This window comes from Acidovorax sp. LjRoot117, assembly GCF_964252695.1.
In the GTDB taxonomy this organism is placed as follows: Bacteria; Pseudomonadota; Gammaproteobacteria; order Burkholderiales; family Burkholderiaceae_C; genus Acidovorax.
The window spans coordinates 889,763-910,120 of sequence record NZ_CAXUPO020000002.1 but is presented as its reverse complement, the minus strand read 5'-3'; the positions used below and the strand labels follow the sequence as shown (position 1 = coordinate 910,120).

Below are 20,358 nucleotides of genomic sequence, written 5' to 3'. Positions count from 1 at the left end.
CGGGGCGACTATAAGCGAATAATCATTCGGCCACAACCAGCGGGTGCCGAGCCCGGCGCAAACGCCTGCCGTAGCGCAAGGCGTGATGGTACGGGCGATGCACAATCGCTGCCATGACCACGCACTCCATCGCCGACCTGCGCAAGAGCTACGAGCGCGCAGAACTCAACGAAGACGCCTCGCACGCCGCGCCGCTGCAGCAGTTCGACCAGTGGCTGCAAGAGGCCATCAAGGCCGAGATCCCCGAGCCCAACGCCATGACGCTGGCCACGGTGGGCAGCGACCTGCGCCCCAGCACCCGCATCGTGCTCATCAAGGGCTACGACGAGCGCGGCATCGTCTGGTTCACCAACTACGACAGCCGCAAGGGCCGCCAGATCGGCGGCAACCCGTTCGCCGCGCTGCAGTTCCATTGGGTGGAGCTCGAGCGCGTGGTGCGCATCGAAGGCACGGTCGAAAAGGTCAGCGACGAGGAAAGCGACGCGTACTTTCACAGCCGCCCGCTCGACTCGCGCATCGGCGCCTGGGCCAGCCCGCAGAGTCAGGTCATCCCCGGCCGCAGCGTGCTGGTGGCCAATGCCGCCAAGTACGGCGCGCAGTTCCTGCTCAAGCCGCCGCGCCCACCGCACTGGGGCGGCTACCGCCTCCAGCCCGAGCAGTGGGAGTTCTGGCAGGGCCGCAAGAGCCGCCTGCACGACCGCCTGCGCTACCGCCTGGACCAGGGCGAGTGGGTGCGGGAGCGCCTCGCACCCTGAGCGAGGCCTGGCCGCCCCACCCGGGGCGCGCCAAGGGCGCACATAGGAGCGCACGGGAGCGCACGGGAACCCAAGGGCGGTGGGGCCCCTGTTCATCTTCCGTTCATGTCCCGCTTCGTCGCGGTTCATGGGCGCATCACGTTCTGTCCACCCCTGCCCGGTTCAATGGGAACCGCTGACTTCGCAGTCGGCGTCAACAACTCACAACCATTGAACTTCCATGAAAATCAACCGCCTGGCACTGGCCGCTCTCCTCGTCACCACCGCTTCTTTGCAAGCCCACGCCAAGACACCCGTGGTCAACCACGCGATCAATGAGGCCGAAGTGCTGACCGCGCAGCAGAACTGGTGCAAGGCGCTGCTCGACATCAGTGCCGTCCACCAGCGCGACGGCGTCGCTGCCGCCACTGCGCTCGCGGCCAAGGTGATCGACAGCGCCTACGGCTACCAGTTCGGCGCCGTGCTGTTCAAGCCCACGCTCACGGTGGCGCCGCAGACCTTCCGCACCGACCGCGCCGGCGCGCTGGCGTACTTTGTGGGCGGCAACCCCAGCTACCCCAACGACACCGGCTTTGCGCTCAAGGGCTGGAAGAAGTGCGATGTCGACAATGCTGCGGTCTACATCTCTGGCGACGTGGCCATGACCATGGGCAACGTGCGCTTCACCGGGCCGGACGGCACGGTCACCACGGTGGACAAGACCTGGAGCTTCGCCAAGGACGATGCGGGCCAGCTGCGCATCGTAGTGCACCACTCGTCGCTGCCCTACGCGGCCCGATAAGGCGCCTCGCATCGACCCGGCCGGTTTGCCTTGCTGCCGACAGGCAGCAATTGCGCCGGCCGCGGCCTACACGGCGAAGAACTTCGTCACCCCGAGGATCACCACCGGCATGGTGATGAGCGCCAGCGCCGTGGATACAGCCACGCTGGCGGTCACCTCGTCCTCCGCCACCTGGTAGCGCTGGGCGAACAGGAACACGTTGGCCCCCACCGGCAGCGATGCCGCCACGATCATCACCGCCAGCGGCATGCCCGACAGGCCCAGCGCCCAGGCCAGTGCCACCAGCACCAGCGGGTGCACCACGCACTTGACCACCGCAATGCGCAGCGCCGCCTTGAAATGGTGGCCCACCTTGGTGAACGCCAGTGTTACGCCCACCAGCAGCAGCGAGATGGGCCCGAGCGCCTGGCCCAGCAGCAGCATGGGCTTGTCCACTACCGCCGGGATGGTCAGGCCCGTCTGCGCAAACAGCAGGCCCGCGATGATGGGCAGCGGCACCGGGTGCACGATGCCGTTGCGCACCGCCTGCAGCACCGTGCGCCACATGGCCTGCTGCGTGCCCCCGGCGCGGCCCGCATGCTCGCGCGCAGAGGCCAGCTCGAACACCACGGTGGCGGCGGTCAGCAGGATGAGTGCGTGCACCGAGATCAGGGTGAACAGCGTCACCAGCCCGGCCTCGCCAAACACCAGGCTTACCAGCGGCACGCCGATCATGATGGTGTTGCTGAAGGTGTTGGCCAGCGCGCGCGCCGCCGCCAGGCTGGAGAAGCCCAGCACCGCCATGGTGACGCCAAAGACGAGCATCGCCGCTGCGAAGTAGATGGCGATGGGCCCGAAGTCCAGGTCCTGCACATGCACCGAGCTCATGGTGCGAAACAGCAGCGCGGGGGTGAGCACCATGAACACGAGGTTGGCCAGGTCCTTCACGGCCTCGGCCCGTATCCACCCGCGCCGCCCCGTGTAGAAGCCGATGACGATGAACAGGATGACGGGGAGCAGCGAGGTGACGACGGGCGAGTTCACGGTGGGCGGCACGGCGCGCTGGGGCGGCCGGCAAAGGGGTGGACGACAGCGCGGCCGGTGGTGGCCGCGGCCGGTATTGTGGCCTCTGCCGCAGGTGCATCACAGCCTTTGCTATGAATTGAATAGCTGCTCCCGCAATCCCATCAAGCGGTAGGTGCCATTTTTCTTCAGTTTTTGGCATTCACCCGGGCATGCAGCCACCCACAGGCCAGCATGCGCCGCCCGCTGAAGGGGCCGGCGCCACAGGTGCAACACGCTTTGGAGCGCCCTATAGTGCCAGCCAGCAGCCGCCACAGCGCGCATCGACATGAAGTTCGCCGCCTTCTTTCGCAACCTCAACCTGGGCCACGGCGCCGCGCCGTCGCGCGCTGAACTCGACAGCATCTTCACGCGGGCCGGCGCGGGCGAGGCGGCATCGTTCCAGACCAACGGCACGGTGGCCTTCACCGCACGCGGTGTGCGGCCCGCACGCCAGGTCCTGCGGGCGGTGCAGACGATGCTGGTGCACGAGCGCGGGTTCGACGAGCCCGTCTTTCTGCGCGACATGCCCGGCCTGCTGTCCCTGCGCTCCCGCGACCCGTTTGCCGGCCTGAGCAAGAGCCCGCCCGTGTACGACTTCTACGTGACCTTTCTGCACGACCACGCGCAGGTGTTGCCCGGCCTGCCGCAGAGCAACGCCCGCGGCGATGTGCAGGTGCTGCTGTACACCGACACCGCGTTGCTGTCGGTGAGCCACGCGCACGGCCTGACCATGGGCAGCCCCAACGTGTGGGCCGAAAAGCTCTTCGGCCTGCCCGCCACCACCCGCACCTGGGGCACGCTGTGCCGGCTGCTGGAGCGCCATGCGTGACCGCCCGTGGAACGAACTGCCCGGGGTTTGCCTGTCTCCTTGGCCGTTTGCCCTGCGCGCAGGCTGGCAAGCTGGCGGGGCTGACTGGGCGCCTGCCGCGGCCCGCCCCCTGGGCGCTTCGGCACCGCCACAAGTCAGCGCGCACAGGGCGCCCTTCCCTGCCCCCGTTGGTGACGGGCGGTGGAGCCGGGCGTACACCACGACATCCGGAGGGCTCCATGCTGTACACAAAACTTGAGATCCACGCGGCCGTGAAGCGGCTGATCCGCGAAGGCTACGCGGCGCTGACCCGGCGCCAGCAGCACATCGTGGACTCGCTCTCGGCCATCTGCTGACGCTGCTGACGCTGCGGCCAGCGCGGCCCGGCCGATAGCGCCCAGCCGTTACTGCGCGGTTGGCGCCGCCGACAGCAGCCGCGCCACCCCTTCCAGGCCCATGACCTGGTGGTCGGCCCCGTCCCAGGGGCTGACGCCGGGCCGCACGGTCTGCACCGTCACCATGCCCAGCGCGCGCCCCGCGCCCAGCTCGGACAGCGGGTTGTCGCCCACCACCAGCACCTGCCGGGGTGCACACCCTTCCTGGGCGAGGATGTCCGCAAAGATGCGGCCCTTGCCGTGCGGCCCGGGCTCGTCGATCGCGTCGACCACCACGCGCTCGAACCAGGGCGCAATGCCCAGCGCGTCGATCTTGCTCTGCTGCAGCCGCCGAAACCCGCTGGTCACCAGGTACTTGCGCACCGGCAAGCCGGGCAACAGGCCGATGTCGGCGTAGCCCGACAGCGGCGGGCGCATCTCCATGCGGCAAAACTCCCGCCAGCCCGCGTCGCGCATCGCGGCGCTGAAGCCGAAGCGCTCGGCCACCAGGTCGAAGGCGGTGTACCAGCACTCGCCAATGGCTTCTTCCAGCACCTCGGGCGACAGGGTGCCCCGGTTGGCCTGGCGGATGGCCACAAAGGCCGACTCGAACAGCGTGCCCATGGCGCGGGCGTCCAGCAGGCAGTTGTCCAGATCAAAAATCGCCACGGTGCAGGGCGCGCGGTGGGCGGGCACGAGGGGGATGGGTTCAGTCATTGCGGAGTTGGTTGTTGCAGTTCATCCGGGTCTAGCCAGCCACCACGGACACGCCGTGGTCCGCCAGCGTCAGGCTCACCGGCGCGCCCACATCCAGCGGCGCCTTGACCAGGGGCGAGACGACGAAGATCTCGCCCAGCGCGCTGGCAAAGGTGTATTCCATGATGCTGCCCAGGTAGGTGCGCTTGGTCAGCCGGGCGGCCAGGCCCGCCGTGGTGGCCGGGCCGATGATCCAGGCCTCGGGGCGCACGGCGATCTTCACCGGGCCGGAGGCCAGCGAGGGTGGCGACGGCACGCGCAGCGGGCCCAGGTCGGCATGGCCCGGGGCGCCGCCGGGGGTCTGGCTGGCTTGGTTGGCGCCCTCGAACAGCATGGCCTCGCCCATGAAGCCGGCCACGAACTCCGACGCGGGCTGCTCGTACAGCTCGCTGGGTGCGCCGCGCTGGGCGATGGCGCCCTTGTTCATCACGATGATCTGGTCGCTGACCGCCAGGGCCTCGCTCTGGTCGTGCGTCACGTACGCCACCGTGAGCGACAGCCGCTGCTGCAGCGTGCGGATCTCTTCGCGCATCGCGCGGCGCAGGCGGGCGTCCAGGTTGGACAGCGGCTCGTCGAACAGCAGCACCGCCGGCTCCAGCGCCAGCGCCCGGGCCAGCGCCACCCGCTGCTGCTGGCCGCCCGACAGCTCTGCGGGCCGGCGCTGGTCCAGCCCGTGCAGGCCCACGGTGTCCAGCATGGCGCGCGCCTTCTCGCGCACCTGAGCCTTGCCCAGGCCCGACATGCGCAGGCCATAGCACACGTTGTCGATCACGTTCATGTGCGGAAACAGCGCATAGCTCTGGAACACCAGGCTCACATTGCGCTGGGCCGGGCCCAGGGTGGTCACTTCGTGGCCGTCGATGAAAATGCGCCCGGCCGTGGGCGACTCCAGCCCGGCGATCATGCGCAGCGTGGTGGTCTTGCCGCAGCCCGACGGCCCGAGGATGGTGGTGAGCGTGCCCCGGGGCACGGCAAAGCTGATGTGGTCCACCACCAACGGGTCGCTGTCGGCGGTGCCAAAGCGCTTGCACACGCCCTGGAACTCGATGCCGTGGGACGCCAGGGGCGGTGGGAATGAAGACAGGGTCATAGCAGTGGTTTCCTCAGGCAGGCGCGGCGCCTGGCGCTGCGGGCAGGCCGCCCGGGGCCAGCGTGGCGCCCGTGTCCCCCGGCGCCGCCGACGGCCCCCAGGTCACGAGTGCATCCACGCCCACCACCCGCCCCGCGTCCTGCCGGTTGAACAGGGTGACCTCGGCGCCCATCGACTCGGCGATCTGCTTGCAGATCGACAGGCCCAGGCCCACGCCGCCCTTGCCCGCAGAAAACGGCTGGAACAGGCGCTGGCGCACCCCGTCCTCGATGCCGGGGCCTTCGTCCCACACCAGCATTTCGCGCCAGCCCGTGCTGTCGCGCAGCAGCACGCCCAGCCGGCCGTGCGCCGGTGTGTGGTGGATCGCGTTGGCCAGCAGGTTGCGCATCAGCTCGCCCAGCAAGGCAGCGTCTCCGGGCACCGAGAGGTCGGGCCCCTCCAGCGCAAAGTCCAGGCGTTTGGCGGCGATCAGCGGTGCCAGCTCCATCACCGCCTCGCGCGCCACGGCGTTCAGGTCCACGCAGGGCAGCTCGCCCATGCGCTTGAGCTGCTCCACCTTGCTCAGGCTGAGCAACTGGTTGGCCAGGCCCGAGGCCCTGTCCACCGTGTGCAGCATCTGCTGCAAGGCGTCGGCCGGCAACACGTCGCCATGGATGGCCGACTGCAGCTGCGTGCGCAGCACCGCCATGGGGGTGCGCAGCTGGTGCGTGGCGTCGGCCAGAAAGCGCCGCTGCTCCTCGATCCAGCGGCTCTGCCCCGCCTGCAGCGTGCGCAGGTGCACCACGGCAGGCGCCAGCTCGGACGGCCCTTCGTACGGCGCCACAGCCGCGCCCGCCGGCCGCTCCAGCGACGCATCCGCGCGGCGCAGCCAGGCGGACGCCACATGCGCCAGCGCCACCGACACGGCGCTCATCGCCAGCGCCAGGGCGTAGACGGCGCGCAAGACCGGGTTGTCCAGCATCTGCCCCAGGGTGGGCAGGCGCTCGTTCCAGCGGCGCGCCACCTGCCGCACGACGGGCTCGCCGCCGGCGGCAACCCCTGCGGGCCGGTACAGCGTGGCGCCCACGCGGGCCAGTTGGCCGTCGATCTCCGCCAGGTAGAAGTGCACCTGCCCGGGCGCGCCGAGTTCGTGCACCGACAGCAAGGGCGGCACCGCCGCGCTGCCGGCCAGGCGCTCGCCGCCCAGCCGGGTCTCGCGCAACCACTGCGGCCGGACGGATGGCGTGGCGTAGGCTGGCGCACCGGTATCGGCGTCGTTGTCGTTGTCGGTGCCTTGCCCCGCCGGCCAGGCCAGCAGGGCCACGCGCAGGGTGTTGTCCTGCCAGTCGGCATTGGTGCGCATCTGCTGCACCGCATATGCGCCAGTGAACAGCGCCACCAGGCCCCACAGCGCCGCCAGCGGCCACACCACCAGCAGCCGCCGCAGCGAGCCGCCGCGCGGCTGCCAGCGCCGCGGCCCGTGCCACGCACCCCACCGACGCCGCCTGGGCGTCACCGGGGCGCCCCGCCCTTTTGCGCGGCCATGCTGTCGCCGTCGCACAGCAGGTAGCCCACGCCGCGCAGGGTCACGATCTCGGCATTGGTGCCCACCAGCTTCTTGCGCAGGCGGTGCACGACCACCTCCACCGCGTCGGCCTGCACCTGCTGCTCGCCGGTGTCGGCAAACACCTGCGTGCGCAGCTCTTCCTTGCTCACCACCCGGTCCACGCGGGACATCAGCAGCCGCAGCAGCTCGGCCTCGCGCTGCGACAAATCCAGCGGCAACGCATCGTTGTAGAACACCCCGCTGCCCGGCTCGCGGTACAGCGTGCCGCAGCGCAACTGCCCGTCGCGCCCCACCCGCCGCGTGAGCGCCCGCAGGCGCGCCACCAGCTCGTCCAGGTCGAACGGCTTGGCCAGGTAGTCGTCGGCGCCCGCCTCCAGCCCCGCGATCCGGTCCGTCACCGCCGCGCGGGCCGTGAGCGCCAGCACGGGCGTGGTGCTGCCGCCGTCCCGCAGGCGGCGCAGCACCTCCAGGCCGTCCAGCCCGGGCAGCGACAAATCGAGCGTGATCACGTCGAACACGGTGCGGCGGGCGGCCGCCAGCGCCTCCTTGCCGTCCGCACAGCACAGCACCTCGAAGCCGCGCGCCGCCAGGCTGCGGCTCAGGGCGCCGGCCAGATCAAAATCGTCTTCGACCAGGAGGAGTTTCATAAGCAGGGGATCATGCCGCGTGCGCACAGGGGCTGCCATTGTGCTTTCACCAAGGGTGGGTGAAAGCAAGTCGAAAGCGGGTGGATGCAGGGCGACGGCAGGCCTGCTGTCGTGACAGGCGACGCGCTGGCTGTCCCTGCCTGGCTCACCGCAACGACCCTGCCGCGCCCGCGGTGGCGAGCCGCGCCTCGACCAGAGAGATTTCCTCCGCCAGCAGCCCGCGCAAGCGCTCGGCACTGAACGGCGCCGTGATCAGCACGGTGTTGTTGTTGTCCGATGAGGCGCACAGCTGGATGCGCGCAGCCTGCGCCGCAGTGCCCGCCAGCACGCGCACCACCCGGGTGCTTCGCTGCGGATGCCACTGCACCTCGCGGATGAAGTACGTGCGCGATACGCCGTTGTCGATGGGCTCGGGCACCAGCCCGAAGTGGCCCGCCAACAGTTCGTGAAGCTCGGTGTGCGTCATCCCACCCGCCCCGCCCATCCCCACTGCCCCACGACCAGCCAGCCCCACATGCCCAGCACCGCCAGAAAATTGACCATGAAAACGACGCCACGCAACCGCACATGGGACGTGAACACCTGCACCAGGCTGTGCGCCACGCGGCCTGCGATGAATGTCCAGGCCAGCGCGACCTGCACGGTATCCACGGCCTGCAGTTGCCACAGCAGCAGGCACACCACGTAGAAGAACAGCGGCCATTCGAACTGGTTGGACAAATTGGCGCTCACCCGCCGCTCCATGGCCGCCCACGGGTTGGAGCCATCGGGATTGCAGCCGATACCCCAGACTGTGGGGGCGCGCACTGCAGTGAGCAAGGCATACAGGAGAGCGGCCAGTGCGACGTGCAATGCCATGGGGTAGAGCAGTAAGTTGGGCATGGTGGGCTGGCGCCGGCAAGCAACGCGTGGATGTGGGTGGATAGGGATGGGCGCGTGGCCTGGCAACCTGGATTGTGCTTTGGCGCGCGCGGGTAAAAATCGGGTCCACCCCAGGTCGCGCACCAACCGGTGCACCGTGTCCCCAGATATATCCACTTTGCTATCAAAAAAATAGCTGTATCCGCTTGATTGGCAAGCGATATTGGCCAAAACAACTGCAAATCATGCCGAACGAAATCGTCAAGTCTTTCGTCCGTTCGCTGGCGCACCGCGAAGGTGTCGAAGCCGGAGCTTCTCTGGCGGAGCGGGGAGGCACCACCGCCATCACTTACGCCGAAGCGCATGAATGGCCTTGGCCTCGGCGGTTTAACTACGCCACAGAGTTCTTCTGCACTGACGGCGGGGACACCAGTGTTCGCGAGGTTCTGGCGATGGCTGCTTCACACCGCAACCATGTCGTAAACCTGTTCGCTGACCAACCTGAGCGCGAGTCTCCATTCGACCAGCCTTTCCTTGACATCGGCTACACGCAGGCCTGGGTCAGCCCGCTCCTGAGCCGCGCGCTGGTGCACGTGTGGAGCAGGCCCACGCCCGAAGGTGTCCGCATTCATGAAGTGCTCGATGCCAGGGACATGGCTCGCTATGCATCGGTGCTGGGCATCTCCAACCCCGGTACCGCGCGCGATAGCGGAATCCACAATTTTTTTGCACTTGTGGAGACCGAGGTCGTCGCCAAAGGGCAATTGATCACCCTTCCCGGTGAAGCTGCGTATATCTCGGACGTGTTTTGCGTGCCTGAGCACCGGCGCCGGGGACTGTGCCACGCCATGATGCGTGCGCTGGAGGACAAGGCGCGGGCGCTGGGCGCCCGTCAGGCCTGCCTTGCGCCCGGGCCCGAGGTCATGTCATACGGCCTCTATGCCAAGTATGGCTACAGGCAGGTTGCATCGCGGTCGGTACTGATGTCTGCGCAGCAGCGAGGTGAAGGTTCGTAGGTCACTGGCGAAGAGACGTTCTGCTGCAGCGCAGTCACGGCGCCTCGGCGTCATGGACATCGACCAGCCACGTGGGTCACAAAGAAAACGTGTACCCCGACTCTGCCTGTGCGCGCAGCCACGCGAACAACTGCTCTGCGCCTGCCACGATGGGATTGAAAAGGGCAGATTCTTCGTGCGACCAGAAGTACACGGCACCGACGTCCGGCCCCGCGGTGCGCAGCAAGAAGCAGTCGCTCGAGTTCTCGTCGCCCACGATGGGCAGCATGCTCAGCGGGTCGATCCCGTCGTTGGCGATGGCCTGGCGGATCTCGGCGGCCAACTCGGGCGAGCTGTCGTCGTGCAGGCCGAGCCAATCCATGATTTCTGCGTGCTTCTCCAGCACCTGCGGAATGCTGAACAGCTGGTAGGACTGGCGGTACTCGCCATCGACCACCGTCAGTTGGTGCGGCTGGTCGGGGGCGCTGATCCAGTGCACATATGCGGCGCAGGCTGCGTTGTCCAGCACTGCGGGGAAGTGCTCGCGCAGCGGATCGAGCTGTGCCGCTGTGGCGCTCTCTCCTTGGGCATATTCGAATCGCAGCGCACCGATGCGTTGGCGCTCGGCGTCGTTCGCCTGCGCGGCTTCGCGCTGGATGTAGTTCTGGTAGACGGGGTCGTCAAGCACGTCAGGCATGCGCAAGCCCCATTTGCGGTGGCACGCGTGAGCCTCGGCGGTGCGTCCCAGCTGGAGCAGAGCTGTCACACGAAACTGCTGTATCTGCGTTGTGCCGCTGCTGGTGCTGTCGGCCAAGGCAATGGCCTGCAGTGCCTGCTCGGGCTCGTTGGCAATGCACAGCGCGTACTCGGCCATCGTCTGCGCGGCAGCGGCAAGTTGCGCCGGTGCACCCGCATAGCTGTCGCCGAAGTAATAGCTGCTGCTGCCGGTGTGCATGTAAAACGGGCCGGTGTTTTGTTGCTCGGCACTGGTGATGATGGCGACGCAGTGGTTCAAAGCGGCGGCCCAGTCGTCATCGTCATCGTCATCGGCAGCTGCGTCCGGGTTCGCGCGTGCGCGGTTGGCGTGCGCACGCCGCGCTGCCGTATGCCAGAACCACGCACCCTCGCTGTGCTGGCATTGCTGCAGCAGCTCAAGCGAGCCATCGTTGTCGCCGCATTCGGTGTGCAGCGCCGCCAGATCCATCAGGCACTCGTCGCGGGTCTTGGGACGGTGGCCGGCAATGCTGGCAGGCCCATAGACCCTGTCCGGTGCCACCACTTCTTCAAAGCCGCTGCCCGCCAACGTTGCGCGCAAGGCGACGAATCGCTGCAGCACCGCCTGCGGCCCGCCCTCTGCGGGAAAGACGAGGTCTTCCACCATCTTGAAACGCTCGGCCGACGTGCGCGCCTCCTGCCGCTTCCAATACGCTTGTCCGTCATAGCCGTTGGGATGGAGCGTGAGCTGTATGAGCAACGGCGCGCTGTTCTTGCGCTGGGGGGCCGTTTCGATCCAGTGGCAGGTGTAGGCAGTCATGGCGTGCTGGGCGCTGGGGGAAAAGTAGTGTAGTGCTTAGTGAACGGCCAACCGACATGGCTCGAACTGGCTCTTTAGCAGTTAGCCGTGGTGAACGAATAGCTGTGTCAGGCCGATCGCAAGTAGTTGATGCCGCATTCCCAAAGGACGACCATCACCGCTGTTTGGATAGTTCTTCGGCACCAGGCGCATTGAGCTGTGTTGCAACTTGCGCTTTTGTCCGCGCAGCCCTCTTCTTCCACCATATCCACACACCGGTGGCAGACAGTATCGCCACGCCGACGCCCAGCGCGGCGACGATGACGCGATAGACGGGATCGAAAACCCGCCCCGTGTGAAGCGCGCGCAGCCATTCGGAGACGAGGTTGCCCATGGCAGCGTCGCGCTCCAGGTGGATCGCGATCATCTTGCCCGTGTCTGCGTCGATCCAGACATCCGATGCCGCGCCGTGCGAGCGGATGTCGCGTGCGGTGTGGGACCGATAGAGGTACGCACCCAGTGCGGGCCGGTACCAGAGGCTGTCTTGCGCGTGGATCTGAAAGCCGCGCCGTGCAGCCTCGCCTTGCAGCAAAGCCTGGCCGATGGTGTGCGCCTCGCGCCAGGACAATCGCGGGTGGTAGTCGGGTTGGGCCAGCGGGCGGAGCGCGGTGTCTTCAAACCGTAAGACCTGGGACATCAGCGGCTGGTACACCGCGGTCCTCAAGTTGAGCATCACGCTCGACCACGCAAAGACGAGCAGCAGCAGCCAGCACCAGAGACCGAAGGCGCGGTGAAGGTCGAAGATGCGTCGGAAGGTGGAGGCGCCGGGCTTCAGGGTCCAGGCGGGCTTCCACCGTGCGAAGAAAGGCGACCGACTGGGCAAGGTCAGCGCAACGCCTACGAAGCAGTCGAGCGTCCACAGGAGCGCGACCACGCCCATGAACAGCTTGCCCCAAGGATGGGGCAGTGCCAGCGCCTCGTGCAAGCGCCAGATGAAGGGCACGATGTTCTCGCGCCGCCAGACGCCGCCATCAAGGAGTTGGCCCCATTTGCGGCCGCCCAGGTACGCGCCGGTATAGGGGTCGAAGAACACCTCGTCCACCTCCAGCGCGGGCAGACTGGCCTCGGCAGCCTCCGGTCGGGGCCACAAGAAAAACCGTGCCGACGCGCCAGGGCGCGGGAAAGGCACTTGGTCGACCCGTGCTTGCGGAAAGTGGGCCTGCACCTGATCGCGCAGCGCCAGCGGGTCGATCATCGCGGCGCTGGGGATGGCAGCGACGATGAAAAGCCGGGGGTTGATCAATCCCTCCAGCTCATCCTTGAAGGCCAGCAGGCTACCGGTGATGCCGGCCACGCCCAGGAACAGGGCGGTGGCCAATCCGATCCACCGGTGCAGGCGCACGAGCGCAGGGCGCATCCTGGCTGCGTGCGTCAGAACCGGTAGCTGACCGTGGCAGTCACGGTGCGCGGGTCTCCATAGCGGCAGCCGTAGAAGTAGCACTCACCCGAGATGTACGTCTTGTCCGCCAGGTTCTTGATGTTCAAGGCATAGCTCATCGGGCCGTGCTCGTAGGCGACACGCAGGTCGAACAGCGTAAAGCCCGGGGTTGCCTTGCCGCCGTTGAAGGAGCCCGGGTTGTTGGAGGTGTGGCGCACGCCGCCACCGATGCTCCATCCTGGCAGGCTCCATTCGCCCAGTCCGTAGTCCGCCCACAGGGACAGTAGTTCGAACGGCGCACGGAATCGCGTACCCACCTCCGCTGGCCTGTTGCTCTGGGTGACGCGAGCATCGGTGTAGCTGTAGGCTGCGATCAGGTTCAAATTGCGTGTGAGCGCAGCCTTGGCCTCCAGCTCGAAGCCGCGGGAGCGCACTTCGCCGGTCTGCACGGAGAAGCTGCTGTCCACCGGGTCGGGCGTCGTGATGTTCTGGCGCCGCAAGTCATAGACGGCAGCGCTCAGCATGATATTGCCGTCCTTGGGCTGGTAGCGCACCCCGATTTCGTACTGCTCTCCCGTCGTGGGCTTGAAGCGGCTGCCGCCACGGTCCGACCCGCTCACAGGCTCGAACGACTGGCTGAAACTGGCATACGGCGCGATGCCGTTGTCCGCGAGGTACACCACACCGGCGCGGCCGGTGAAGGCATCGTCCTTGCGGCGGTCGCCGACAGGGTCCTGGCTCAGGTCCTTTTCCTGGCTGCGCACCCAGTCCTGGCGGCCGCCGATGACGGCCACCCAGCGCTCGGCGATCTTCATCTGGTCCTGCACATAGATGCCATAGCGCTCGTTCTTGCGCCGGGGATTTTCGTTGCGGATGAATGACTGTGCGGGCTTGCCGTAGACCGGCTGGAAGATGTCGATGGGCGCCAGTGATTCGAGGCGGCGGTCGCTGTTGTAAGTGTCGCGGCTGTAGTCGAAGCCGGTGAGGATGGCATGGCGGACGGCGCCGGTGGTGACCGTGTTTTCCAGGTGGGTGTCGGTGGTCGTCACGGTGGCACGGTCGTCGAAGGTCCAGCCCAGGCGGTTGCGTGTGCGGTGGTCGGCGGGCTCGAAGCCCAGGTCGTACTGGTTGAAGAGGTCGTTCTTCAGGTACCGGAAACCGTGGTGCAACTTCAAGCTGTCCGAGAAAGCGTGGTCGAACTGCCAGCCGATGCTGCTCGTGTCGTTGTTGAAATCATTGCGGCCCGCCTCGCCCAGGAAACGGTCCCGGGGAAGCTTGCCCAGGGGGTTGGGCAGCAGCGTACCTTCGGCTGGCAATGCACCGGCACTGCTGGTACGCATGCGTTGGTAGTTCGCCAGCAAAGTCAACGACGTGTCGTTGGAAGGGCGCCAGGTCAGCGCCGGCGCGATATAGGTCTTGTCGTCACGGGTGTAATCCACTGGTGTGTCGCTGTCGCGCACCAAGGCGGTCAGCCGGTAGGACCAGACTCCGTTGTCGTCCAGGGGCCCCCCGAAGTCGGCGGAGATCTGCTTGCGGTTGAAGCTACCGTACTCCAGATTCACTTCGCGCAGCGGGGTCAATGTGGGGCGTTTGCTCACCGAGTTCACGAGGCCGCCCGGCGCAACGGTGCCGTACAGGACGGATGAGGCGCCTTTGACGACCTCCAGGCGCTCCAGGCCATAGGGTTCCTGCTTACCGCCGAAGATGGTCGTCATGTAGCGCATGCCGTCACGGTAGAAGTTGCCGGACTCAGGTACCGCCTCGAAACCCCGCAGCAGCATGGAGTCTGCGCTGCGCGGGTCGGAGTTCACCACATGCGTGGCCACCCCTGCGGTGTAGCCCAGCGCATCCTGAAGCGTGTACGCCTTCTGCACCTGCATCTGCTCGGCAGTCACCACCGAGATGGATTGCGGCGTCTCGATAAGGGGCGTATCGGTCTTGGTCCCAGTCGCACTGCGTTGTGCGACATAACCGGCAACGGGCCCGGTCGGGGACTCCTGCTCGGCTTGCGCCGTGACCGTCACAGTGGACAATCCCTTTTGCGCCAAGGCCCCCGCGTCGGATCTGGATGAGACCGCAGGTGTTCTTCTCAAAAGATAGCTGCCGTTGGCACCGAGTGTGGCCTCCAGCCCGGTCCCCGCCAGCGCCTGGCTGAACGCTTGTTCCAAGGTAAGGCTGCCCTGCACAGGCGCACTGCGCAGACCCTGGACCAGTGCGGGGTTCATGGCGATGACCTTGCCGGCCTTGCGCGCAATGCCTGTGAGGGTGGCGTCCAGAGCGGCGGCCGGCAGGTTGTAGCTGGCTAGCGCGCCGGTGTCGGCTGCCGAGTTTGCGCACGTCGGCTGGGCCCTTGCCGGCATCACCGGCACGGCGCTTGCCGCGAGCAAGGCAGCCAGTGCCAACGGGTGCAGGGGCCTTTTGGGCGAGGCGAGGCTTTTCCAGGGATGCATGCAGTTTCTCCGGAGGGATGTAGATGGCTGAAAAGTGAGGTACTCACCAACCATGAACCCCGACCGAAGAAAAGTGACAGGGCGACGTGGAAAAGAATCAGGTCACGTCAATGGTCACCCACCAGCCCATGCGGCGCTGGATGGTGATGGGCAAGGCCTGCACAAGAGCATCGAGAGTGCGGTTGACATCTTCCAGGGGAAAGCTGCCCGTCACGCGCAACCGTGCTGCCTGCGGCGAGACGCGCAGCATGCCAGGGTGGTAGGGCCGCAGCGAATCCACCACCTCCTGCAACGGGCGGTCGTGCACCTCGATGAAGCCGTCTTCCCACGCAGCAGCAGCGCTGGGGCTCAGCTTTTCAGGTTGGACGCCGTGTGCAGTAAGCCGGGCACTCTCGCCTTCATGCAGTGTCAAGGACATGCCCGCCAGGGATGAGACATGCACGCTGGAGTGCAGCACAGCGACCAGGCTGCTTTCGGCATCCTGGCGCACGAGAAACCTGGTACCCAGTGCCTGCGCATGCCCTTGCTCTGTATGGACAACAAAAGGCCGTCCGAGGGGGTCCCGGGCAACCTCGACGATCAGCTCTCCGGTCCGCAAGTGCAAATGCCGGCTTGTGCCATCGAAAACATGGTCCACGACGCTGCGGGCGTTCAGCCACAAGCGGCTGCCGTCTTGCAGGGCGTAGACGCGGCGCTCTGCGGTGCCAGTCGAAAAGTCTGTACCCAATGCCGACAGGGGGCGGCGCCCATGAGACCACAGCAGGCCACCGCCCGCCCCTGCAATGACCAAACCCAGGGTGTTGCGCAGCGCCTGGCGCCTTGCAGGCTTGGCGAGCAAGCTCTTACGCATGGCCTGGCGTGGCACAAGCCCGGCAGGCAGGTTCCCGATCGTCCCGAGTGCGCGCTCCAGGTGCGCCGCAGCCGCTTCGTGGCGGGGATCTGCATGCCGCCAGTGGTCGAAAGCCATACGGTCCGCAGCGCTTGCATCGCCCGAGCGCAACTGCACGGCCCACGTGACGGCCTGCGCGGCGATCGGGTCCGAGGCGTCCGGGGTGCTCAGCCCAGAAACCAGACCCTGGCTCGGTGGCCGATGGAGGTCGGCTGCATCAGAGCGCGGCATAGCACCGCTTCAAAACGTCTGCCATGTACTGCCGCACCCTGCTGACGGACACGCCGACTTCGAGCGCGATTTCGGCGTAAGTCATGCCGTCAAGTTGGCTCAGCAAAAAGGCCCTCCTCGCCTTGACGGACACTCCGTCCAGCAACGCGTCAATGGCCATGAGGGTCTCCAGCGCGATGGCCCGGTCTTCGACGGAGGGCGTGAGTGCTGGTGGAACCAGGGCCAGTTCGGCCAGCCATGCGTGCTCCAGCCGCTGGCGTCGCTGGTGGTTCAGCAGCACGTTGCGTGCAACGGTTGTCAGGTAGGCACGGGGTTCATCCAGTTGAGCTGGTACGCGGGAGGTGATCAGCCGCACGAAGGTGTCGTGCGTCAAATCCGCAGCGCCATGAGAACAGCCCAGTTTCTTGCGCAACCAGCCCTGCAGCCAGCTGTGGTGATCCACATAGAGCGTCTGGATTTGATCTTGAATACCGATGGCGTTGGCGGACACGGTGACCTCGGAGACGCGAAGTGATGTTTGAGAATAAGAATTGTTCTTATTGTAGATCGCAATGCTTCGTGTGCCGAAGGGCGCTCTGTGCTGAGGCACAGACCTGAGGTACACCGGAGATACTCCAGGGTCATCGGCTACTCAAACCTTTTAACCGGCCTTCTCGCTTTGAGCATGAGGCCGACCACCCCGCCAAGAATTTCCAGAGTGCGCCTGTCTGCGCAGTCACCTCAGCCGCCGCTCTTGACTGATACCCGCATTCAAGGTCGAAAGAGCGGACGACAGCCGCTTGCTCTGCTGTCTCAAACCTTCAGCGACCGCTCCAGGTCAGTCAGCCGGTAGCGGGCCAGGGCCAGGTTGCCCTTGCTGCGGTCGAGCACCAGGTACAGGAACAGCCCTTCGTTGTTGGGGATCAGGCGGATCAGGTGGTATTGCTCGGCCAGCGTGATCAGGATGTCTTCGATGCCGCGGCGGATGCCCAAGGATTCCATGGTCTTGAGCTTGGCCTGCACGACCTGCGTGTTGCCCGCGGCGGCAAGGTCCAGGTTCATGCCGCTGCCGGCCTGCGCCAGGCACATGCCGCTGCGGTAGTCCACCAGCGCCACGGCCAGTGCGCCGTCGATCGTCATGGCTGCGTCCATGGAACTCTTCAGATTCGAACTCATACCGTCTGTGCCTTTTTTCTCTTCGTTGAAATACTCATTGACCGTCTTGACCTTGCCCACCTGCTCCATCAGCACGAACCACAGCGTCTGCGGGTCGCTGTTGGGCAACTGGTATTTGTGAACCCCTGCACGCGGGTGGGTGCGCAGGAACTTGGCGATCTCCATGTCTTCCATCACGGCGTTGGGCAGCAGGAAGAACCACACCGCCCGCGCGTCCAGCAGCGGCTGCAGCGCCAGCACCGACGGCAGCATGGTGAAGGCGCCGGGGCCCACCAGGATGGCCACGGCGTCGGGCTGAGCTGGCAGCTGGGACAGATCCGGCACGTTGGCAGGCCGGTACCAGCTGATCTCCGGAGACCCCGCCACACCGCCCAGTGGCATCTTTTCCCAGGCGCCGTGGCCGGTGGTGCCGGTCACACCGAGCTGGGCCAGCGCGTAGCCGCCAATGCGTGAAGTCAGGTCCAGGACGGCAATTTCGGGTACGGGCATCGACGGTCGGCTCGGTAATAAAGGGGGAAAGTGGCTGATCTGGACATCGGGGTTGGTGGACGGGGACCTATCCCCTCGCCCCATATGGCAGTGCCGGATGTCGGCGGACAGACCCCCACGAAGCTTCGTCAGCGGCGCGGGTGGGTGTCCGGATGGCCCGATCCCCCAACGCCCGGCGCGGGACGCCGTGGGGACGATCGGTTTTTGATCAGGTGCTGGGTCTCAAACCAGGGTTTTCACCGAGGATTTTATGACTTGTATCCAGTTATTGCAAACAGTTGAATTTTGTTAAAAATTGGAATTAACTGGCGAGATTTCCCGTCCATTCCTGGTCAACACGGCCCGGGCGCGGGCTGCCAACCCGCATGGCGCCCGGGCCCGTCCATCAAAACGCTACCTTCACCCCCACCGTCACGTTGCGCCCCATCAGCGGCGCCGCGTTCTTGATGAACGAGGTGTGCGCATACGCCAGGCGGTCGGTCAGGTTGTTCGCCTTCACATACACCTGCCACGGTGTGCCGCCGCTGAACTGGCCGCTGTAGCTCACGCCCACATTCAGCATGCCGTACCCGGGCGTGGCGGTTTCGAACTCCGCCACACGACCCTGGCGGGCCACCTGCACCCATTCGACCTGGCCTTCCCAGGCGTTCCAGTTGCCGTCCAGGCGCAGGCCGGCGCGGGTGGCGGGGATGCGGGGCAGCAGGCCGCCGCCGGCCAGGCGCGCGCGCACGGTGTCGCCGAACAGGGTGATGCCGAAGTGGCGGTTCAGGCGCTGGCGCACCTGGCCTTCGATGCCGGTGAAGGTGGCGTCGGCCTGGCTGTACTGCAGCAGTTGCAGGCCATCGACCTCGTCCAGCGTGCGGCCGTAGATGTAGTTGCTGATGCGGTTGCGGAACACGCTCACGCCGAAGGTGGTGTCGCCGCTGGTCTTCTTCAGGCTGACGTCGATGTTCTGCGAGATCTCGGAGCGCAGGTCGGGGTTGCCGCGCTCGTACGTGCTGGTGGCCATGTGCAGGCCCTGGGCGTACAGCTCTTCGGCCGACGGAGCCCGGCTGGCGCGGGTGAACGAGGTGCCCACCTGGTAGCCGGGCGTGAACTTCCACACCGCACCCAGCGACGCGGACGTGCCGTTGTGGCTGCGCTCGATGCCGCTGGTCTGCGCCTCGGCCGTCTGGCGGTCGTGCCGCAGGGCGGCTTCGAAGCGCCAGTCTCCCAGGCGGTATTCCTCCAGCGCGAAGAAGCCGAGCTTGCGGGTGATGGTGGGCTCCACATACGCCTCTTCGCCCTCGGCGCTGAACTTGCGCTGCGAGGTCTGCAGGCCGATCAGTCCCTTGAAGCCGGCGATAGGTTCGTGCTGCAGCTCGATGCGGGTGTCGTAGGCCTTGTTCTTGAAGGTGGTGCTGATGGCGCCGTCCTCGACCTCGTCGTGCACGTAGTCGGTAACGCCGGCGCGCAGGCGCAGCGCCGAGAAGCCGGCAAAGGGGTTGCGCAGCTCACCGCGGATGTCGAAGCGTTCGCTGCGCAGGTCCACCACCGGCACGTCACCGGCCTCCGCGCCGTGGTCATGGTCGTGGCCCTCCTCGCCTTCGTCGGCATGGGCACCGCAATGCAGGTGGTCGCCGTGGGTGTGGCAGCCCTCGAAGCTGTGGTTGTGGCCCGGCAGGCCGTACTTGGCAGTCTGGCGGGTGTAGGCCGCGCCCAGGTAGCCGCGGTCGCCCACCCACGACAGGCCCACGCTGCCGGTGTCGGTGCGGTTGAAGCTGCCCAGCACCTTGCGGGCTGGCTCGCCATTGGGCGCCCAGCCTTTGCCCACGCGGTAGTCGCTGGCGTCGCGCGAGACGCCTTCCACGTGCACGGCCAGGTTGCCAGTGCCGCCCGTGAGCGAAAAGGCCCCTGCCCCTTCGCGCGCGCCGGTGTTGGCGCGCAGCTCGGCGCTGCCTTCGTAGCCCTTCTCCGGCACGGCGGTGGGGATCTTGCCGTCCAGCACGTTGACCACGCCGCCCACCGCACCGTTGCCGTAGACCAGGGCCGACGGGCCGCGCAGCACCTCGATCTGCGTGGCCAGCAAGGGCTCGGACACCACGGCGTGGTCGGGGCTGATGGTGGAGGCGTCGTGCAGCTCGGCCCCATCCGACAGTACCTTGACGCGCGGGCCATCCATGCCGCGGATGATGGGGCGGCTGGCGCCTGCGCCGAAGTGGCTGCTGGTGATGCCTGGCTCGCTGTTGAGCGTCTGGCCCAGCGTGGCCTCGCGGCGGCGCACGAGCTCGTCGCCTTCCAAGACGGTCGCAGGCGTGGTCATCTCCGTGGCGCCCAGTTGCAGGCCGCTGGCAGACACGGTGACGGACGGCAGGCTGGGCGCGGTATCGGCGGACACCGGCGCCGATGGGGCCGCAGCAGATGAGGCCTGCGCATGCGCGATGCCGGAGCCCGACAGCGCCAGCATGGCCGCGAAGGCCACGGGACGAAGGGCTGGGCGGCTGCGGTGGGCGGCAGAACGGGGGGCGAGAAGGGTGTGTGTCATGGTGGTGCTTGC

At 66.8% G+C, this 20,358-nt stretch carries 18 protein-coding genes; 4 read left to right on the top strand and 14 right to left on the bottom strand.

The annotated features are described in order from the left end of the window. Nucleotides 1-113: 113 nt before the first annotated feature. Together pdxH and ACSQ3D_RS09470 are read left to right on the top strand one after the other, a co-directional pair. Complete coding sequence (gene pdxH / locus ACSQ3D_RS09475; RefSeq protein WP_396507141.1) at nucleotides 114-755, top strand: pyridoxamine 5'-phosphate oxidase; 642 nt, start codon at nucleotides 114-116, stop codon at nucleotides 753-755. Nucleotides 756-975: 220 nt separating this feature from the next. Then, nucleotides 976-1,536 carry a hypothetical protein gene (locus ACSQ3D_RS09470; protein WP_436126688.1) on the top strand — a complete coding sequence of 187 codons (561 nt, stop codon included), beginning with the start codon at nucleotides 976-978 and terminating at the stop codon, nucleotides 1,534-1,536. A gap of 66 nt (nucleotides 1,537-1,602) precedes the next feature. On the opposite strand, the gene ACSQ3D_RS09465 is transcribed toward ACSQ3D_RS09470, so the two are convergent. Beyond that, nucleotides 1,603-2,559, bottom strand: a complete 957-nt coding sequence (locus ACSQ3D_RS09465; protein WP_436126687.1) for an AEC family transporter — start codon at nucleotides 2,557-2,559, stop codon at nucleotides 1,603-1,605. 307 nt (nucleotides 2,560-2,866) lie between these two features. Here ACSQ3D_RS09465 and ACSQ3D_RS09460 point away from each other — a divergent pair, with 307 nt between their 5' ends. Then, nucleotides 2,867-3,409: a DUF1697 domain-containing protein gene (locus ACSQ3D_RS09460; RefSeq protein ID WP_436126686.1), complete on the top strand. Its 543-nt coding sequence runs from the start codon at nucleotides 2,867-2,869 to the stop codon at nucleotides 3,407-3,409. Between the two features lie 383 nt (nucleotides 3,410-3,792). Here the strand turns inward: ACSQ3D_RS09460 and ACSQ3D_RS09455 are convergent, their stop codons facing one another. The 6 genes from ACSQ3D_RS09455 to ACSQ3D_RS09430 all read right to left on the bottom strand — a co-directional run bounded on the left by ACSQ3D_RS09455 (nucleotide 3,793) and on the right by ACSQ3D_RS09430 (nucleotide 8,659). Further along, nucleotides 3,793-4,479 carry an HAD family hydrolase gene (locus ACSQ3D_RS09455; protein WP_436126685.1) on the bottom strand — a complete coding sequence of 229 codons (687 nt, stop codon included), beginning with the start codon at nucleotides 4,477-4,479 and terminating at the stop codon, nucleotides 3,793-3,795. 31 nt (nucleotides 4,480-4,510) lie between these two features. Next, entirely contained in the window at nucleotides 4,511-5,608 is a 1,098-nt protein-coding gene (locus ACSQ3D_RS09450) for an ABC transporter ATP-binding protein (protein ID WP_436126684.1), read from the bottom strand. 13 nt (nucleotides 5,609-5,621) lie between these two features. Continuing rightward, complete coding sequence (locus ACSQ3D_RS09445; protein ID WP_436126683.1) at nucleotides 5,622-7,103, bottom strand: sensor histidine kinase; 1,482 nt, start codon at nucleotides 7,101-7,103, stop codon at nucleotides 5,622-5,624. Next, the gene (locus ACSQ3D_RS09440) at nucleotides 7,100-7,801 is read right to left on the bottom strand and encodes a response regulator transcription factor (RefSeq protein ID WP_056412063.1); all 702 of its coding nucleotides are present in this window, start codon (nucleotides 7,799-7,801) and stop codon (nucleotides 7,100-7,102) included. The genes ACSQ3D_RS09445 and ACSQ3D_RS09440 overlap by 4 nt, the downstream gene beginning before the upstream one ends. A gap of 145 nt (nucleotides 7,802-7,946) precedes the next feature. Beyond that, nucleotides 7,947-8,267, bottom strand: coding sequence for a hypothetical protein (locus ACSQ3D_RS09435; protein ID WP_436126682.1), 321 nt, complete (start codon nucleotides 8,265-8,267; stop codon nucleotides 7,947-7,949). Beyond that, nucleotides 8,264-8,659, bottom strand: a complete 396-nt coding sequence (locus tag ACSQ3D_RS09430) for an MAPEG family protein (protein ID WP_436126681.1) — start codon at nucleotides 8,657-8,659, stop codon at nucleotides 8,264-8,266. The genes ACSQ3D_RS09435 and ACSQ3D_RS09430 overlap by 4 nt, the downstream gene beginning before the upstream one ends. Before the next feature lie 248 nt (nucleotides 8,660-8,907). Here ACSQ3D_RS09430 and ACSQ3D_RS09425 point away from each other — a divergent pair, with 248 nt between their 5' ends. Continuing rightward, nucleotides 8,908-9,678 (top strand): GNAT family N-acetyltransferase, encoded by a 771-nt coding sequence (locus tag ACSQ3D_RS09425; protein ID WP_436126680.1) that lies wholly within the window; start codon nucleotides 8,908-8,910, stop codon nucleotides 9,676-9,678. A 76-nt stretch (nucleotides 9,679-9,754) separates the two neighbouring features. Here the strand turns inward: ACSQ3D_RS09425 and ACSQ3D_RS09420 are convergent, their stop codons facing one another. The 7 genes from ACSQ3D_RS09420 to ACSQ3D_RS09390 form a co-directional block, all read right to left on the bottom strand. Continuing rightward, nucleotides 9,755-11,191 carry a hypothetical protein gene (locus tag ACSQ3D_RS09420; protein WP_436126679.1) on the bottom strand — a complete coding sequence of 479 codons (1,437 nt, stop codon included), beginning with the start codon at nucleotides 11,189-11,191 and terminating at the stop codon, nucleotides 9,755-9,757. 154 nt (nucleotides 11,192-11,345) lie between these two features. Then, a complete protein-coding gene (locus ACSQ3D_RS09415; RefSeq protein WP_436126678.1) occupies nucleotides 11,346-12,587 on the bottom strand; it encodes a PepSY-associated TM helix domain-containing protein in 1,242 nt (413 codons plus the stop codon). 14 nt (nucleotides 12,588-12,601) lie between these two features. Beyond that, complete coding sequence (locus ACSQ3D_RS09410) at nucleotides 12,602-15,058, bottom strand: TonB-dependent siderophore receptor (RefSeq protein WP_436126677.1); 2,457 nt, start codon at nucleotides 15,056-15,058, stop codon at nucleotides 12,602-12,604. A gap of 97 nt (nucleotides 15,059-15,155) precedes the next feature. Beyond that, complete coding sequence (locus ACSQ3D_RS09405) at nucleotides 15,156-16,178, bottom strand: FecR family protein (RefSeq protein WP_436126676.1); 1,023 nt, start codon at nucleotides 16,176-16,178, stop codon at nucleotides 15,156-15,158. Continuing rightward, a complete protein-coding gene (locus tag ACSQ3D_RS09400; RefSeq protein ID WP_436126675.1) occupies nucleotides 16,165-16,668 on the bottom strand; it encodes a sigma-70 family RNA polymerase sigma factor in 504 nt (167 codons plus the stop codon). Before ACSQ3D_RS09400 ends, ACSQ3D_RS09405 begins: the two co-directional genes overlap by 14 nt. A 302-nt stretch (nucleotides 16,669-16,970) precedes the next feature. Continuing rightward, nucleotides 16,971-17,333 (bottom strand): hypothetical protein, encoded by a 363-nt coding sequence (locus ACSQ3D_RS09395; RefSeq protein WP_056412345.1) that lies wholly within the window; start codon nucleotides 17,331-17,333, stop codon nucleotides 16,971-16,973. A gap of 874 nt (nucleotides 17,334-18,207) precedes the next feature. Then, the gene (locus ACSQ3D_RS09390) at nucleotides 18,208-20,346 is read right to left on the bottom strand and encodes a TonB-dependent receptor domain-containing protein (protein ID WP_436126674.1); all 2,139 of its coding nucleotides are present in this window, start codon (nucleotides 20,344-20,346) and stop codon (nucleotides 18,208-18,210) included. Between the last annotated feature and the right edge of the window lie 12 nt (nucleotides 20,347-20,358).

What these genes read in the sequence shown, in the direction of transcription:
- ACSQ3D_RS09440 (WP_056412063.1), bottom strand. Translation starts at nt 7,801, where the DNA reads ATGAAACTCCTCCTGGTCGAAGACGATTTTGATCTGGCCGGCGCCCTG.
- ACSQ3D_RS09405 (WP_436126676.1), bottom strand. Translation starts at nt 16,178, where the DNA reads ATGCCGCGCTCTGATGCAGCCGACCTCCATCGGCCACCGAGCCAGGGT.
- pdxH (WP_396507141.1), top strand. Translation starts at nt 114, where the DNA reads ATGACCACGCACTCCATCGCCGACCTGCGCAAGAGCTACGAGCGCGCA.
- ACSQ3D_RS09470 (WP_436126688.1), top strand. Translation starts at nt 976, where the DNA reads ATGAAAATCAACCGCCTGGCACTGGCCGCTCTCCTCGTCACCACCGCT.
- ACSQ3D_RS09450 (WP_436126684.1), bottom strand. Translation starts at nt 5,608, where the DNA reads ATGACCCTGTCTTCATTCCCACCGCCCCTGGCGTCCCACGGCATCGAG.
- ACSQ3D_RS09390 (WP_436126674.1), bottom strand. Translation starts at nt 20,346, where the DNA reads ATGACACACACCCTTCTCGCCCCCCGTTCTGCCGCCCACCGCAGCCGC.
- ACSQ3D_RS09435 (WP_436126682.1), bottom strand. Translation starts at nt 8,267, where the DNA reads ATGACGCACACCGAGCTTCACGAACTGTTGGCGGGCCACTTCGGGCTG.
- ACSQ3D_RS09410 (WP_436126677.1), bottom strand. Translation starts at nt 15,058, where the DNA reads ATGCATCCCTGGAAAAGCCTCGCCTCGCCCAAAAGGCCCCTGCACCCG.
- ACSQ3D_RS09420 (WP_436126679.1), bottom strand. Translation starts at nt 11,191, where the DNA reads ATGACTGCCTACACCTGCCACTGGATCGAAACGGCCCCCCAGCGCAAG.
- ACSQ3D_RS09395 (WP_056412345.1), bottom strand. Translation starts at nt 17,333, where the DNA reads ATGAGTTCGAATCTGAAGAGTTCCATGGACGCAGCCATGACGATCGAC.
- ACSQ3D_RS09415 (WP_436126678.1), bottom strand. Translation starts at nt 12,587, where the DNA reads ATGCGCCCTGCGCTCGTGCGCCTGCACCGGTGGATCGGATTGGCCACC.
- ACSQ3D_RS09455 (WP_436126685.1), bottom strand. Translation starts at nt 4,479, where the DNA reads ATGACTGAACCCATCCCCCTCGTGCCCGCCCACCGCGCGCCCTGCACC.
- ACSQ3D_RS09425 (WP_436126680.1), top strand. Translation starts at nt 8,908, where the DNA reads ATGCCGAACGAAATCGTCAAGTCTTTCGTCCGTTCGCTGGCGCACCGC.
- ACSQ3D_RS09430 (WP_436126681.1), bottom strand. Translation starts at nt 8,659, where the DNA reads ATGGCATTGCACGTCGCACTGGCCGCTCTCCTGTATGCCTTGCTCACT.
- ACSQ3D_RS09460 (WP_436126686.1), top strand. Translation starts at nt 2,867, where the DNA reads ATGAAGTTCGCCGCCTTCTTTCGCAACCTCAACCTGGGCCACGGCGCC.